This window comes from Halorientalis sp. LT38 (genome assembly GCF_037031225.1).
GTDB lineage: Archaea > Halobacteriota > Halobacteria > Halobacteriales > Haloarculaceae > Halorientalis > Halorientalis halophila.
This window is the reverse complement of sequence record NZ_JAYEZN010000001.1, coordinates 3,184,416-3,198,058: the sequence shown is the minus strand read 5'-3', so window position 1 is coordinate 3,198,058 and position 13,643 is coordinate 3,184,416. Positions and strand designations below refer to the sequence as shown.

The following is a 13,643-nucleotide window of genomic DNA, read 5'->3' as shown; positions in this document are numbered from 1 at the left end:
GCCGCCGAGCCTCGAGTTCACGCATCGTGGACGGGTTGGGTCGGCGGGACCAAAACTGTCGTGGGGACGTCATCGCCGCCCGTGCCACACGACGATGGCGACGGTGAGCCCGAGTGCGACCAGCCCACCGGCGACGAGCGGGACGCCGATCCCCCACTCGCCGCGGAACCCGCCGAACATGAGGCCGAGGCTGAGCGCGAACAGGCCGGCCTGGGCGAGGAGCGCGGCCACGAGGAACCCCCAGAACGTCGCCGCGTCGGCCCGCTCCATCGACACCTGCACGTCCTCGGGGTCGAAGTCGTCGTCCTCCCGCATGACGGAGAACGGGTCGATAAGCATCGGGTATCCAGAGGTGCCGGACGCGCATCAAACGTTCGCCGCTCGGACGGCGCCCGACGGATCGACGACCGCCTCTCGCGGGCGGACCGATCCGTCAGGAGCGTCGGTCGCTGAACTCGCGGACCACGTCCCGATCGACGGTGTTCTCGGGGATCGTTTCGGCCCACTCGACGGCCTCGATGCCCTCGCCGTCGAGGCCGGGGTCTGACGCGAGTGTGGTCGTCTCCGGCGTCGCAGCGTAGTGCGCGAAGGAGAAAGCGAGCCGGCGGTCGCCGTGTTCGAAGGCGACCTCGGTGACTGCGACGAGGTCCCCGACCGTCACCGTGACGCCGGTCTCCTCGCGGACCTCGCGGACCAGCGCTTCCTCGTGCGTCTCACCCGCCTCGACCTCGCCGCCGGGCGCGAGCCACTCGCCGTTTTCGCGGACGAGTAGGACGCGGCCCGCGTCGTCGGTGACGACGGCACCCACGGCCCAGGTCATCGGGTCGACCTTCGGTTCCAGTTCGGCGAACCGCTCGGCGTCGACCGACTCGACTTTGCGGCGCTCGCGGACGCCGTCCCGGGCGGCCATGTCTCCGAACGCCGGGTCGGTGGGCGCCATCGCGACCTCAGGGCAGCGACACGTCGGTCTCGGTCTGGAGCCCGGCGGCCTTGACCGTGTTCCAGAGCAACATCGCACGGGTCATCGGCCCCACCCCGCCGGGGACGGGCGTGATGGCGCCGGCCTTCTCCTTCGCGCTCTCGTACTCCACGTCGCCGACGAGTTCGTAGCCTTTCTCGGTGTCCGCGTCCACGCGGTTGATCCCCACGTCGATCACCGTCGCGCCCGCGCCGAGCATCTCGCCGTCGATCATCTCCGGGACGCCCGCGGCCGCGATCACGATGTCGGCCGCGCGAGTGCGCGCCGCGAGGTCCTCGGTCCGGGAGTGACACACCGTGACTGTAGCGTTCCCGCCCTCGGCTTTCTGGAGCAGGAGGTTGGCCATCGGCTTGCCGACGATGTCCGAGCGGCCGACGACGACGGCGTCGGCCCCCTCGGTCTCGACGTTTGCGTCGGCCAGCAGCTTCTGGATACCGTGTGGCGTGCAGGGCTTGTACCGTGCGTTCCCGGCGACCAGGCGGCCGACGTTTTCGGGGTGGAAGCCGTCCACGTCTTTCAGCGGGTCGATCCGCCGGAGCACCTCGCGGTCGTCGACGTGGTCCGGCACGGGCATCTGGACGAGGATGCCGTTGACCTCGGGGTCGGCGTTCAGGTCGTCGATGGTGTCGAACAGTTCTTCGGCGGGTGCGTCGGGGTCGATCTCGACGTCCCGGGCCTCGATGCCGACCTCCTCGCAGTCGTCCTGTTTCATCGAGACGTAGGTCTGGCTGGCCGGGTCGTCGCTCATCAGTACCGTGGCGAGCGTCGGCGTCGTGCCGGCGTCGGCGAGCGCGTCGATGGCGTCGCCCAGTCCGTCGCGGACCTCCTGGGCCACGGCGTTCCCGTCGATGATCTCGGTCATACCCGAACTGGCGGCGGGACGCTCCTTGAACGTCTCGGAACGGGCGTGGCGTCGTCAGGTGACCGCGACGACGGCGAACCATCAAAAGTGCGGAGATCTCCGCCTCGGTCGACTACTCGTACAGGGGATGCGCGTCGGTCAGTTCGTCGACGCGCTCGGCGGCGTCTGCCTTGACGCTCTCGTTCTCGTAGTCGTCGACCACGTCGACGATGATGTCGGCGACCTCCCGGCAGTCGGCCTCGTCGAAGCCGCGAGTGGTCAGGCCGGGCGTGCCCGCGCGGATGCCCGAGGGGTTGAACGGCGAGCGCGTCTCGCCGGGGACGGTGTTCGCGTTGAGGACCACGCCCACGTCTTCGAGGGCTTCCTCGGCGTCCTTCCCGGTGGTCTCGGGGTGGGAGTCACGCAGGTCGACGAGGACGAGGTGGTTGTCGGTGCCGCCGGAGACCAGCGAGAGGCCGCGTTCCTGGAGCTGGTCGCCCAGCGCCTTCGCGTTGGCAACGGTCTGTTCGGCGTACTCCTCGAAGGCTGGCTGGAGTGCCTCCTCGAAGCCGACGGCCTTGCCGGCGACGTTGTGCATCAGCGGGCCGCCCTGGCCGCCGGGGAAGACGGCGGGGTCGATGTCGTCGGCGTACTCCTCGTCGCACATGATGATCCCACCGCGACCGGCGCGGATGGTCTTGTGCGTCGACCCGGTGACGAAGTCCGCGACGCCGACGGGCGACTCGTGGACGCCCGCGGCGACCAGGCCCGTAATGTGGGCGATGTCGGCGAGGTGGTAGGCGGAAACGGCGTCCGCGGCCGCCTGGATGGCCTCGAAGTCGACCTCGCGCGGGTACGCGGAGTACCCCGAGACGATGATGTCCGGGTCGAAGGACTCGGCGTGGTCGCGCAGGTCGTCGTAGTCGATGTAGCCGGTGTCGGCGTCGACCTCGTACTGCTCGACCTCGTAGAGCTGGCCGGTGAAGTTCGCCGGGTGGCCGTGCGAGAGGTGGCCGCCGTGGTTGAGGTCCAGCGAGAGGATCCTGTCGCCGGGTTCGAGCATCGCGAAGTAGACGCCCTGGTTGGCCTGGGTCCCGGAATGGGGCTGGACGTTTGCGTGTTCGGCCCCCCAGAGTTCCTTCGCGCGGTCGATGGCGAGCTGTTCGACCTCGTCGGCGTACTCACAGCCCGCGTAGTAGCGCTCGCCCGGGTAGCCCTCGGCGTACTTGTTGGTCAGGGCGCTGCCCTGGGCTTCCAGGACGGCCTCGCTGACGTGGTTCTCGCTCGCGATCATCGCCAGCGTGTCGTTCTGGCGCCGTACCTCGCCCTCGAGGGCGTCCGCGACCGCCGGGTCCGTCTCCCGGACGTGCTCGTAGTTCATGGTCGTGGGTCGGACCCGGCCCGTCAATAATCTACCTTTCCCGAGCCGGCAGTATTCCTCGCAGCCGAAGCCACTGTAAAAAAGGGCCGGCAATCGCGGGCCATTTAAAAGCCCGGACATAGCCCGTCCGAAAAATAATGATGGTGCAGAACGTGCGTGTGAGCGTAGCATGATGGCCTGGGTGGCGGCCAGTGGGGGGATTAGAGCCATCGGGGGGGCCGGAGAAGCGGAGGTTCGGACCGTCGGCTGGACTGACGGTGGGTCCGGGCCGGATCTCCTGCGACCGGTCGAGGAGCGGGTGACCGGGAGCCTCTCGGAGCTTCGCGTCCCGGTCGAGACGGTCTCGGTCAGGGACGCCTCCGGCGGGATGCGATACGATCTGTCAAATCCCGTCGCGCTCGACGAGGGCGCGTACGTGCTGGACTGTCGGCTCGCAGTTGCGGGACCGACGACGCAGGAGTGTAAGGTGAGCACCGAGTCCGGGATCGAACTGTACTGCCGGTTCGACGGCCCGGCCTTCGTCCGCCAGACCGACGGCGAGGTCGCCGTCAGCCTCGGCGAGACGCGCCCCGTGACGCTCGGATTCAGGGAACAGTGCGAGGAACCACCGACGATCACCGTGCCGTCGACGCCCGAGGGGGTCGCGGACGCGATCACACACCTCTCGGCGGCGCTCCGGACGACCGGGCCGGCGCGGTCACACCCGTCGATGCGGGAACACCCGCCGATCGTCGAGGTCGGGGACGAACGGGCGATTCCCGAGGCCGTCTCCGCGGCGACGCCGGATACGGGGATCGAACTGCAGGTCCCACCTCGGCTCGACTACCTGTTCGTCGGCGCGCCGCTCGCGTACTACCTGGGCGCGGACGTGACCGTCTCCGAGGGTGCGACGCCGCGCCTCGCCGCGCCCGAGGCGGACGTGAACTGCCGGTTCCGTGAGCTGCCGACGTTCCAGCACGGCGTGGCGCGACTGTTGCGGCAGGTGTTTTTCTTCGACACGCTGGTCCGGGACCTGGAGGGCGAGTCGCCGGCCTGCCGCGAGCGGCTGCTGGACCGCTTCGACTTCGACCCGGCCGCGATGCGCCGACGGTCACCGGCCGAGCGGCTGGCGCGGTACTTCTGCGTCCGGGAGCCCGACTTCGACGAGTTGCTGCCGGAGTGGCACTTCTCGACGTACGCGGCCCCGGAACTCGACAACGCCCGCTCGCTGCCGTACCTGCTCGACGCCCTGAGCCTGATCTACCTGCCCGAGGCCTCGGAGCTGCACGGCACGGAACTGCTCGAACGGACGCTCGACGACTTCTACCGGGCGAGCAGCGGCCGGGAGCGCTCGGTGGCGTCGGTCGACCGGGTGAGTCCGGAACTCCGGGCCGGGCGGGTCCACGCCTGGCTGGCCGGCGGCGCGCCCATCGACGCGTTCAAGACGTCCCCGCAGGCCTACGAGAACCGGCGGCGCTACCGCGATCGGCGGGACGAACCCCTGTCGGTGACCGTCGTGTTGAACGACGAGGAGATGTACGACGAGCACACCGCGGTGGCGGACATCTACGAGGAGCGGTCGGCGGACCTGCCGCTTTCGGTCGACGTGGCGGAACACCTCACCCGGCGCGAACTCGCCGACGTGTTCGCCGCGGAGAACGACTTCGTCCACTACATCGGCCACTGCGACGCCGACGGGCTGGAGTGTGCCGACGGCTCCTTTTCCGCGTCGTCGCTCGAGACGTGTCGGACCCAGACCTTCTTCCTCAACGCCTGTGGCTCCTACCACGAGGGGCTGGAACTGGTCGAACGCGGCAGCGTCGCCGGTGCGGTGACGCTGACGAAGGTGCTCGACCGGCAGGCCGCGAAGGTTGGCACCGCGTTCGCGCGCCTGCTCGTGCACGGCTTCGGCCTCGAACCCGCGATGCAACTGTCGCGACGCCGGATCATGATGGGCAAGGACTACGCGGTCGTCGGCGACGGGACCTACACCCTCGCGCCGACGCCGGACAGCCCAGTCGTCGGCTGGCTGGAGCGAGAGAACGGCCGGTTCCGGCTGTCCTGCGAGGCCCTGACGGCCCGCCGGATCGGGGACTGCTATCAGCCGCCCTTCGGCGAGCAGGCGTCCTACCACGGCACCGCGACCGAGAGCGTCCTGGACCGGGCCGAACTGGTCGAGGTGCTCCGGGAGACGCCGCTGCCGATCATCTACGACAACGAGTTCCACTGGTCAGACGACCTCGCCGCGAAACTGGGCGCCGACCGCTGACCGCCTCAGGGTCGCCCCGTTTTCGATGCACCTGGCTCCGACCAGCGGCGGGTCCACCTTCGACTGCCCCGAGTTGGTTACCAGTTACGTACCTGGTATTCAGGTTTGATACTCGGACCAAAGGCATATAATTAGCCACTCCTAAGCTCGGGTGTATAAACGTTGACAGCGTGAATCAACTCGTTATCAACGATAAAATTAAATAGCGTAATACAATATATACAGATATAGGACGATGAGCCAAAACATGCTTGCGGACGGGACGGCGGAGCTCCTGAGGGCCCAGCTGTCGGCTGCGCCGGCCGAATCGTACCTGGTGACCCACTCCAGGGAGACGATCGAAGAACTGGTAACGGTGATGAGCGACATGGAGTCGCCCCCGAGCGTCAGGTTGCTCGTCGCCGAGCGACCACTCAAGGACGTGATGGACGACTTCATCGTCGCCAGTCGGGCGGCGAACCTGCTTGCCGACGGCACGCTCGCCGTGCGAACCATCGCCGAACCCCCCGAGAACGCGCTCTTCCTGACGGACGAGGCGGTCGTCGCCATCGTCACCGCCGGCGACACGGTCGCCGGGCTGACGACCGACGACCAGTCGTTCGTCGAGAGCGCGCGGGAGCGCTACGGCGCGATGTGGGACGACGCGTCGGAGTTCCCGCTCCGGACCCCACCGCTGACGGAGGTCCAGCAGACGCTCTCCGCGGACATCAGCGAGGCGACCGCCACCGACTTCGACGAGGTGCTCGCCTCTCTTCAGACCGCGCGCGGCGACGGGGACGGGCTCGACGAAGTGACCATCAGCCTTCTCGTCGCCGCGAAAAACGGCGAGTTGCTCTACGACATCAGCAAGTGGGGCGAGGACATCGGCCTCGCCTCGAAGGCGACGTTCTCGCGGACGAAGACCAAGCTCGAGGACATGGGCCTGATCGACACCGAGAAGGTCCCCATCGACGTCGGTCGGCCGCGGCTCCGCCTGATGCTGGGCGACGAACGGCTCGAGGACGCGGAGGCGGACCAGCTGGCCAGCGTGGCCCAGAGTCTGCTGTCGAGTTGAGGCCTGCGCTTTTTTCACCCCCGGTCGCGTTCGGCCACCAATGACAGTCGCACTCGTCGGGTCGGGACCGGCGCGCGAGGCGGTCGCCGCCGCGCTCGACGACGTGGACGCGCAGGTGACGGACCTCGACCCGGCGGTCGTCGGCGGCGCCGACCTCGCCGTCGTCGTCGGCCAGGCCGGCGACGTGGTGTTCGAGACGGTCGACGAACGCGCCCGGGACGCGGGGCTGCCCTGGCTCGCCGTCGAGATCGGCGGCGTCGGTGGCTACCCCGTCGTCGAGGCCGCCGTCGCGGGCTTCGGCCCCGGGACGGCCTGCTACCGCTGCCTGCAGTCACGGGTCCGATCCAACGCCGACCCCGACCAGGAACCACAGGCCGCGCCCGACCCCGAAACCGCCCGCTTCGCCGGCGCCGTCGCCGGCCGCGAGGCCGCGAAACTCGCCGCCGGCAAGCGGTCCTCGATCGTCGGCGGCCTGATCGAGATCCCCCACGCCGAGCGCCAGTTCCTGCCCGTTCCGGGCTGTGTCTGCGCCGGCGAGCGCGACCGCCGCCTCGGCGAGGACCACGTCGACCGCGACCTCGACGAGTCGTTGACCCGCGCCGAGCAGGGCCTCGACGAGCGGGTCGGGATCGTGAGCGAGGTGGGCGAAGCCGAATCGTTCCCGGCGCCGTACTACCTCGCCTCCGTCACCGACACGAGCGAGTTCAGCGACGCGACGGCCCCGCGGCAGGCCGCGGGCGTCGACGCCGACTGGAACGCCGCGTTCATGAAGGCCCTCGGTGAGGGCTTCGAGCGCTACAGCGGCGGCGTCTACCGAACAGCGACCTTCGAGACCGGCACGGCCACCGAGTTACACGACGCCGTCCCGCCCTCGGCCTTCGTCTGCGCCGAGGGGGAGAACTGGGAAACGGCCGACGAACACACCGAGATCGAGTGGGTCCCCGGCCGCAACCTCGCGACCGACGGCGACGTCTGGCTCCCCGCCGAGTTCGTCCACTTTCCCCCGCCGACCGAGCGATTCCGTCCGGCCGTGACGACCGGCCTCGGCCTCGGGAACAGCACTGTCGAGGCGCTCCTGTCCGGCCTCTACGAGATCGTCGAGCGCGACGCGGCCATGCTGGCCTGGTACTCGACGTTCGACCCCCTCGGCCTCTCCGTCGACGACGAGGGCTTCGCGACGCTGCGTCGCCGCGCGAAATCCGAGGGGTTAGACGTGGTCCCCCTCCTGGTGACCCAGGACGTCGACGTGCCCGTCGTCGCCGCTGCCGTCCACCGCGAGGAGTGGCCCCGCTTCGCCGTCGGCCTCTCGGCACACCTCGATCCCGCGCGGGCCGCCCGCGCGGCGCTGGCCGAGGCGCTCCAGAACTGGCTCGAACTCCGCGGAATGGGGCCCGAGGACGCCGCCGGCGAGAGCGGCGCGATCGGCCCGTTCGCCGACTTCCCCGGGGAGGCACAGACGTTCCTCGCCGGTGGCAGCAGCGTCCCCGCCGAACAGGTCGGCCCGGCCGAGATCCCGAGCGGCGAGGCCCACCTGGAGACCGTCGTCGACCGCCTGCGCGACGCCGACCTCGACGTCTACGGCGCGCGAGTCACGCCGCGGGACGTCGAGGCGCTCGGGTTCGAGGCCGTCCGCGCGGTCGTCCCGAGCGCCCAGCCGCTCTTCTTCGACGACCCCTACTTCGGCGAGCGCGCCGAGTCCATCCCCGAGAGCATGGGGTACGAGGCCCGCCTCGATCGGGACCACCACCCCTACCCCTAGCATCAGGTCGGCGAAGTTTTAATACGGACCTTGGGAAACGTACACATGGGGTTGCTCGCGGACTCGACGGTGTCGTCCGATAGCGGCCCGAACAGCATGACGACGGAGTTCGATCTCCCGTGTGCAGACTGTGGTCAGGAACTCGTCCGGCGACAGATCGACCGCGCGGGGACGACGGTGACCGTGGCAGTGTGTCAGAACTGCGGCGGTCGGTACTACCCGGAATCCGCCCTGGAGAACAGCTAGATGCCGAACGTCGCGCGGATCACGTCGCGGGTTCCGGGACCCAACCCGACCGCGACGATGGCGGTCAGTAGTAACAGGGCGTAGCGCGGACTCTCCTCGAAGATCGCCTCGTCGAAGATCCAGACCACGGCCAGCGCGACCAGCAGTTTCACCACCAGGAAGGGCCAGGACGACCCGAAGGCCGTGACGAGTCCCGAGGGCAGTATCGCGCTCGCCGTGTTGATGATGAACTCGTTGGCCGGGTGTTTCGGCGTGTAGTTCAGGTCGACGCCCAGCGCCCCCAGCCAGTCGGCGGCGACGACGTTCGCGACGCCGTCGATCGCGTGCCCCCAGAGGACGACCAGCCCGATGAGTCCAGTTCCGGCGTTGATTCCGGGCCGGTACTTCTCGACGGCCGCGTAGACGGCCACCGAGAGGGCGGTGGCGATCACCACCACCGACAGGAGCACCTGCGGGTGGAAATCGACGTAGTCGGCCGTGAAACTGAGTGCGACGAGATAGCCGAAGGTCAGGAGGAAGGCGGCGCTCCCGGCGGCCATCATGGGCCTGGCGTACGAGTCGACGCGACCGCGGCGGCGGAGCCAGACCGTCACCAGCAGCGAGCCCAGCGTCACCAGGAAGACGGTGACGTAGATGATCGGGCTGATGAGCAGCGTGTTCCACGGGTAGGCGATGGCCTGGCTGACCCCCTCGGGGACCGCGTCGTTAGCGTCCTCGACGACCCGGAGCGCGCCGCCGAAGAGCATGAACGGGACCAGCGCGAAGAAGAGGTTCCGGTCCGTCCCGACGCCGAGCCGGCGGATCAGCTGGAGGACGCCGATCAGCCCGAACAGCAGCACGATCATGTAGCCGACCTCCGAGACGAGGGTGTAGCCGGGTTCGGCGACGACCGCACCCCCGGAGACCGCCTGCTGGCACGCGACGTTGCTGTACAGCAACTCCGTGGTGCCCCCGCGGTGGGCGGCACACACGGCGTTGTGGGCGTCGGCGTACACCGGCCCCCAGAAGTACTGCCAGACGAAGCCGCGGTAGACCGCGTCGGAGAGCACCAACGAGCCGAGAACCAGTGCCGCGACGCCGGCCAGGGCGGTCGCCGCCCAGGCGCGGCCGACGTCCAATCGCTCGGTCACTTCCATGCTCGACAGGGCGCAACCCGACCGTTTCAGGGTTCCGATCCGGTTCAGTCCTCCGCCGCCGCGGCCACTCGCCGGGCGATCTCGACCAGCCGATCGTGGGCCGCCCCGTTCGAGGCGACGAGGCCCTGACTGTCCGGCCGCCAGCGCTCGCCCGCGAGATCCGTGACGGTGCCGCCGGCTTCGCGAATCAGGTGGACTCCCGCAACCGAGTCCCACGGGTTGGGCCGCCGAGTCGTGATCGCCGCGTCCAGCCCGCCGCTCGCGACGAAGGCCAGCGCCGACTGCATACTGCCGAAGCGGCGCATGTCCCCACAGTCCCGGACGACCGCCTCCGACAGCGTGGCGTAGGCGTCCCGTTCGCCCTGTGGCCCCCAGCCCAGCACCGCGACCGCGAAGGTCTCCACGTCGTCCCGGTCGCTGACCGTCACCCGTTCCCCGTTCAGCCGCGTCCCGTCGGCGCCGGCGAGGTACTCGTCATCCATCGCCGGCATGACCGTCGCCGCCGCGACCGGCCGGCCGTCGTCGACGGCGGCGACGCTGGTCGTCCAGACCCGCAGCCCCCGGAGGTAGTTCGCCGTCCCGTCGATCGGATCGACGACCCAGGCCGGCCCGGACGCCGGGAGCGTCGACGGCGTCTCGTCTTCTTCGCCGACGACCGGTGCGTCGCTCTCGCCCGACAGGATCGCGACGACCCGATCCTGGGCGGCGGCGTCGGCGGCGCTCACCAGGTCGTTCTTGTGCGCTTTCGTCTCGACGCGGAGATCCGTCCGGAACCGCTCGCCCGCGACGGCGCCGCCGGCCCTGGCCGCGCGAGTCGCGAGCGAAGTCCTTCGCTCTCTGTCCATACCGAGGGCAGACCGGCCCCCTCAAAAGATCCGTCGTTAGGTGATGATCCGGTTAGCGGTCCGCATCTCCGAGACGATCTCGTCCCCGTTGACGGCCCGTTCGGCGGCGCGCTGGGCCTCGAAGAACTTTCGCTGCGGATCGTCCTCGACTTTCGCCGACGCGCTCCGGCCCAGCGCGTCGGCCGTCGTCTCGAGCGTGCCTGCGACGCGAGCGATCTCGCCCGTCAGGTCGGTCATCCCGCTCTCCTGGTCGATGCGCTCGAAGTCGGAACGCGCGTAGCTGAACCCGAACGCCGCCGTATCCAGCCTGTTCACTGCCCGTTCGTAATCCCTGTCGAGGTAGGCCTCGACGGCGCCCGGCCACTTCTCCAGCGCCTTGGCCATCTCCATGACCCCTTCGGCCCCCCATCGAAGCCCGTCCAGTTCCGCCTCGATCTGGTCGATCTTGTCGTCGTAGACGCTTCCGACCGGCGTGAACACGGCCATGGCCCCCTCGTCGATCTCCCGCTTGAGTGGGCGGAACATCTGCTTCGCGCTCTTCCGGTACTCCCGGATGGAGCTGACCGTGTACCGCGCCCGGGTCGTACTCTCGGCGTACAGCCGCTCGACGGCGTAGACGAAATCGTCGTACGCGTCGATGAGCGCTCTGCGGACCCGCGCCAGATCCTCGAGGAAGATGGTCACCTGGACCAGCGCCAGGACGACCTGTTTCTGGCCCTCGGGAGCGTACTCGGTCGCCTCTTCGAGCGGCGTCCGGGCCTCCTTGGCCAGTCGCCGGACCCGTAGCGCGTTGAACGAATCGAGCGTAATCCCCACGTCCATCAACGTCGCGTCGCTCCCCGCCTGGGACACGTACGCCTCGTATGCCTTCTGGATGCCAGTCATGGCCTCCTGCATCAGTTCGGTGGCCCTGGGATCCGTCTCCATCGGCGTCCCCGACTCCTCCCTCGCCCCGCCGGCCTTCGATTCGAAGTCGGCCGCGAACTTGCTCTCGTTGAACTCGAACTCCACGTCGTTGACGTCCCCCATCGAGAAGTTCCGGTCCTCGATGGCGTCCGAGAAGTCGAACTCGGACTCGTTCGTGTTGTTGATCAGGCCGTCGACGTGTGCCCCGCGGCCGCCCGACCCTCGGCTCCCGCTCTGGAGGCCCCCACACCCCGCTGTGAGCAACGTGCCAGCCGTCGCAAGTAATGTGCGACGTCTCATGAACTATGCTGCAGTAATCCGCCTCAACCTATTTAGAAATGCCCCGGCTAGAACCGGCTCTTTTTACCACCTCTCGCAACGGCGTCGCTATCGAACGTTTCGAGAGTTAGGTTGCGAGGGAAGATCGCTCCACTCGCGGGACGCATACCGCGCGTCCCGCTCGCAACGAGGTCTCCCGTCCGGTCGACCTCGCGGATCTTCCCGCACTGTTTGCGAGGGCCGCAGTGGCCAACAGTGCGAGGGATGCGATTTGAACGCATGGACCCCTACGGGAGCGGATCTTGAGTCCGCCGCCGTTTCCAGGCTTGGCTACCCTCGCACGCGTCCAGAAGTGGGGGAGCGGCGGTATATAGGTGCCACGGAAACGCACAGTCCCACAGGCGGCCGTCGAATGGTCGGTCACCCGGCCGCGTCACCGGCGGGAAGTCGCAGTCGCACGATCGTCCCGCGGGGTTCGTTGTCCACGACGTCGACGGTCCCGCCCGACTGCTGGACGAACACGCGGACGATCCACAGGCCGAGACCCTGGGAGTGGTACAGCGGCTCTTCCGTCCCGTCTTCGAGGACGCCCCGCTCCATCTCCGGGATCCCGGGGCCGTCGTCGGCAACGTCCAGTCGGATTTCACCGCCGGGGTCGGTCGCGATGGTGATCGAAACCGTCGGCGCCGTCGCGTCGTGGTGAGCGATGGCGTTGCGAACGAGTTCCGCGAGGACGACGTCGAACCGATCCGCGACGTCGGCCGGCGCCGCGTCGGGCAGGTCCGTCTCGAAGGTGACCTCGGGGTAGGCCGCCTCGTAGTCGGCGACGAGGTCGCGGACGTCCGCCGCCAGATCGACCGTTCGCGGCTCGTCGTCGGTCTCGAGCATCGCCTTCAATTGCCGGGACTTCTCGCTCAGGGCGACGAGGTCGTCGGTCGTCCGCTCGATCCGTGCGAGGACCTCGTCGTCGACCGCCTCCCCCTCGAGCAGGTCTGTCGAGGACCGGACGACGGTACAGTGGTTGCGGAGGTTGTGGCGCAGCACGCGGTGGAGGATCGACAGCTGCGTCCGGGAGCGCTCGAGTTGCGTCCGCGCCCCGCGAACCTCGCGCTCGCGGTAGGAGAGCATCGCGTACAGCAGGACCCCCGAAAAGGCGACGAACAGCCACCCTTTCGCCGTCATCACGGCGTCGAACACCGGCCCCGGCGACAGGAAGGTGACCAGGAGCCGGTCCGAGATCGCGATCCACGCGCCCCCGACCGCCACGTACACCAGCGTGATCGACAGCGGCGTGAGACTCGCGAACCGTGAGCGGTTCATCGTCGTTCCATTCACCTTGCCGACACGAAGGCATAAACCCAGTGGGCTCGGGCCCCAGGGCCGTTCGTTTCGGGGCCGGGTCGGTGGATTGAGGGATGCTCGCGCCCAAGGCATGGTGATGACCGAACACACGCGCGACGACTCCGTCGGGCCGCCGGCGCAGGGGACCCCCACCGGCTGGCTCCCCGGGGCGGCCCGATGGGAGCACGGGACGCTCCGTCGCGCGACGGTCCACGGCGTCGCACTCTACAACGCCGGCGCGTACCACGAGGCCCACGACTGCTTCGAAGACGAGTGGTACAACTACGGCAGCGGCTCGACGGAGAGCAAATTCTGCCACGGGATGGTCCAGGTCGCCGCGGGTGCGTACAAGCACGTGGATTTCGAGGACGACGACGGTATGCGGTCGCTGTTCCGGACGGCCCTGCAGTACCTCCGGGACGTCCCCCGGGACTACTACGGCGTCGATCTGCTCGACGTGCGCACCGTCCTGACCAACGCCCTGTCCGACCCCGACGCACTCGACGGCTGGCAGATCCGACTCGACGATCGGCTGCCCGACGCGACCGCCGTGGACTTCGCCTACGCCGAGTCGCTCGAACACTGATCCGATTTTGGCCCAGTTTCCCCGCCGACCGAGCGCCCCGGA

The 13,643-nt window shown here is 68.9% G+C and carries 13 protein-coding genes and 1 tRNA gene; 5 read left to right on the top strand and 9 right to left on the bottom strand.

Annotated features, from left to right (window positions below; translation table 11 throughout):
• Positions 1 to 69 precede the first annotated feature (69 nt).
• From U5918_RS16520 to glyA, 4 genes are all read right to left on the bottom strand, one after another.
• Complete coding sequence (locus tag U5918_RS16520; RefSeq protein WP_336002781.1) at positions 70 to 339, bottom strand: DUF7322 domain-containing protein; 270 nt, start codon at positions 337 to 339, stop codon at positions 70 to 72.
• A gap of 94 nt (positions 340 to 433) precedes the next feature.
• Positions 434 to 940, bottom strand: coding sequence for an NUDIX hydrolase (locus U5918_RS16515; protein WP_336002780.1), 507 nt, complete (start codon positions 938 to 940; stop codon positions 434 to 436).
• Positions 941 to 947: 7 nt separating this feature from the next.
• Positions 948 to 1,841 carry a bifunctional methylenetetrahydrofolate dehydrogenase/methenyltetrahydrofolate cyclohydrolase gene (locus tag U5918_RS16510; RefSeq protein ID WP_336002779.1) on the bottom strand — a complete coding sequence of 298 codons (894 nt, stop codon included), beginning with the start codon at positions 1,839 to 1,841 and terminating at the stop codon, positions 948 to 950.
• A gap of 112 nt (positions 1,842 to 1,953) precedes the next feature.
• On the bottom strand, positions 1,954 to 3,201 hold the full coding sequence (gene glyA, locus U5918_RS16505; RefSeq protein ID WP_336002777.1) for a serine hydroxymethyltransferase: 1,248 nt from the start codon (positions 3,199 to 3,201) through the stop codon (positions 1,954 to 1,956).
• A 169-nt stretch (positions 3,202 to 3,370) separates the two neighbouring features.
• Between glyA and U5918_RS16500 the strand changes: the two genes are divergently transcribed.
• The 4 genes from U5918_RS16500 (at position 3,371) to U5918_RS16485 (ending at position 8,508) form a co-directional block, all read left to right on the top strand.
• A complete protein-coding gene (locus U5918_RS16500; protein WP_336002775.1) occupies positions 3,371 to 5,449 on the top strand; it encodes a hypothetical protein in 2,079 nt (692 codons plus the stop codon).
• Between the two features lie 235 nt (positions 5,450 to 5,684).
• Positions 5,685 to 6,503, top strand: coding sequence for a transcriptional regulator TbsP (gene tbsP, locus U5918_RS16495; RefSeq protein ID WP_336002773.1), 819 nt, complete (start codon positions 5,685 to 5,687; stop codon positions 6,501 to 6,503).
• Between the two features lie 40 nt (positions 6,504 to 6,543).
• Positions 6,544 to 8,262 carry a YcaO-like family protein gene (locus U5918_RS16490; RefSeq protein ID WP_336002771.1) on the top strand — a complete coding sequence of 573 codons (1,719 nt, stop codon included), beginning with the start codon at positions 6,544 to 6,546 and terminating at the stop codon, positions 8,260 to 8,262.
• A 45-nt stretch (positions 8,263 to 8,307) separates the two neighbouring features.
• Entirely contained in the window at positions 8,308 to 8,508 is a 201-nt protein-coding gene (locus U5918_RS16485) for a hypothetical protein (protein WP_336002769.1), read from the top strand.
• Here the strand turns inward: U5918_RS16485 and U5918_RS16480 are convergent.
• From U5918_RS16480 to U5918_RS16460, 5 genes are all read right to left on the bottom strand, one after another.
• Positions 8,505 to 9,644 carry a DUF63 family protein gene (locus U5918_RS16480; protein ID WP_336002767.1) on the bottom strand — a complete coding sequence of 380 codons (1,140 nt, stop codon included), beginning with the start codon at positions 9,642 to 9,644 and terminating at the stop codon, positions 8,505 to 8,507. The two genes, U5918_RS16485 and U5918_RS16480, sit on opposite strands and share 4 nt — an antisense overlap.
• Positions 9,645 to 9,688: 44 nt before the next feature.
• Positions 9,689 to 10,489 (bottom strand): inositol monophosphatase family protein, encoded by an 801-nt coding sequence (locus tag U5918_RS16475; RefSeq protein WP_336002765.1) that lies wholly within the window; start codon positions 10,487 to 10,489, stop codon positions 9,689 to 9,691.
• Between the two features lie 36 nt (positions 10,490 to 10,525).
• A complete protein-coding gene (locus tag U5918_RS16470; protein WP_336002763.1) occupies positions 10,526 to 11,695 on the bottom strand; it encodes a hypothetical protein in 1,170 nt (389 codons plus the stop codon).
• A gap of 235 nt (positions 11,696 to 11,930) precedes the next feature.
• Positions 11,931 to 12,014, bottom strand: a tRNA-Leu gene (locus tag U5918_RS16465).
• Positions 12,015 to 12,094: 80 nt separating this feature from the next.
• A complete protein-coding gene (locus tag U5918_RS16460; protein ID WP_336002761.1) occupies positions 12,095 to 12,994 on the bottom strand; it encodes a sensor histidine kinase in 900 nt (299 codons plus the stop codon).
• 118 nt (positions 12,995 to 13,112) lie between these two features.
• Here U5918_RS16460 and U5918_RS16455 point away from each other — a divergent pair, with 118 nt between their 5' ends.
• Positions 13,113 to 13,601 (top strand): DUF309 domain-containing protein, encoded by a 489-nt coding sequence (locus U5918_RS16455; RefSeq protein ID WP_336002759.1) that lies wholly within the window; start codon positions 13,113 to 13,115, stop codon positions 13,599 to 13,601.
• Positions 13,602 to 13,643: the final 42 nt, after the last annotated feature.

What these genes read in the sequence shown, in the direction of transcription:
- U5918_RS16510 (WP_336002779.1), bottom strand. Translation starts at nt 1,841, where the DNA reads ATGACCGAGATCATCGACGGGAACGCCGTGGCCCAGGAGGTCCGCGAC.
- U5918_RS16455 (WP_336002759.1), top strand. Translation starts at nt 13,113, where the DNA reads ATGACCGAACACACGCGCGACGACTCCGTCGGGCCGCCGGCGCAGGGG.
- U5918_RS16470 (WP_336002763.1), bottom strand. Translation starts at nt 11,695, where the DNA reads ATGAGACGTCGCACATTACTTGCGACGGCTGGCACGTTGCTCACAGCG.
- glyA (WP_336002777.1), bottom strand. Translation starts at nt 3,201, where the DNA reads ATGAACTACGAGCACGTCCGGGAGACGGACCCGGCGGTCGCGGACGCC.
- U5918_RS16490 (WP_336002771.1), top strand. Translation starts at nt 6,544, where the DNA reads ATGACAGTCGCACTCGTCGGGTCGGGACCGGCGCGCGAGGCGGTCGCC.
- U5918_RS16460 (WP_336002761.1), bottom strand. Translation starts at nt 12,994, where the DNA reads ATGAACCGCTCACGGTTCGCGAGTCTCACGCCGCTGTCGATCACGCTG.
- U5918_RS16520 (WP_336002781.1), bottom strand. Translation starts at nt 339, where the DNA reads ATGCTTATCGACCCGTTCTCCGTCATGCGGGAGGACGACGACTTCGAC.
- U5918_RS16475 (WP_336002765.1), bottom strand. Translation starts at nt 10,489, where the DNA reads ATGGACAGAGAGCGAAGGACTTCGCTCGCGACTCGCGCGGCCAGGGCC.
- U5918_RS16500 (WP_336002775.1), top strand. Translation starts at nt 3,371, where the DNA reads ATGATGGCCTGGGTGGCGGCCAGTGGGGGGATTAGAGCCATCGGGGGG.
- U5918_RS16480 (WP_336002767.1), bottom strand. Translation starts at nt 9,644, where the DNA reads ATGGAAGTGACCGAGCGATTGGACGTCGGCCGCGCCTGGGCGGCGACC.
- U5918_RS16515 (WP_336002780.1), bottom strand. Translation starts at nt 940, where the DNA reads ATGGCGCCCACCGACCCGGCGTTCGGAGACATGGCCGCCCGGGACGGC.
- tbsP (WP_336002773.1), top strand. Translation starts at nt 5,685, where the DNA reads ATGAGCCAAAACATGCTTGCGGACGGGACGGCGGAGCTCCTGAGGGCC.
- U5918_RS16485 (WP_336002769.1), top strand. Translation starts at nt 8,308, where the DNA reads ATGGGGTTGCTCGCGGACTCGACGGTGTCGTCCGATAGCGGCCCGAAC.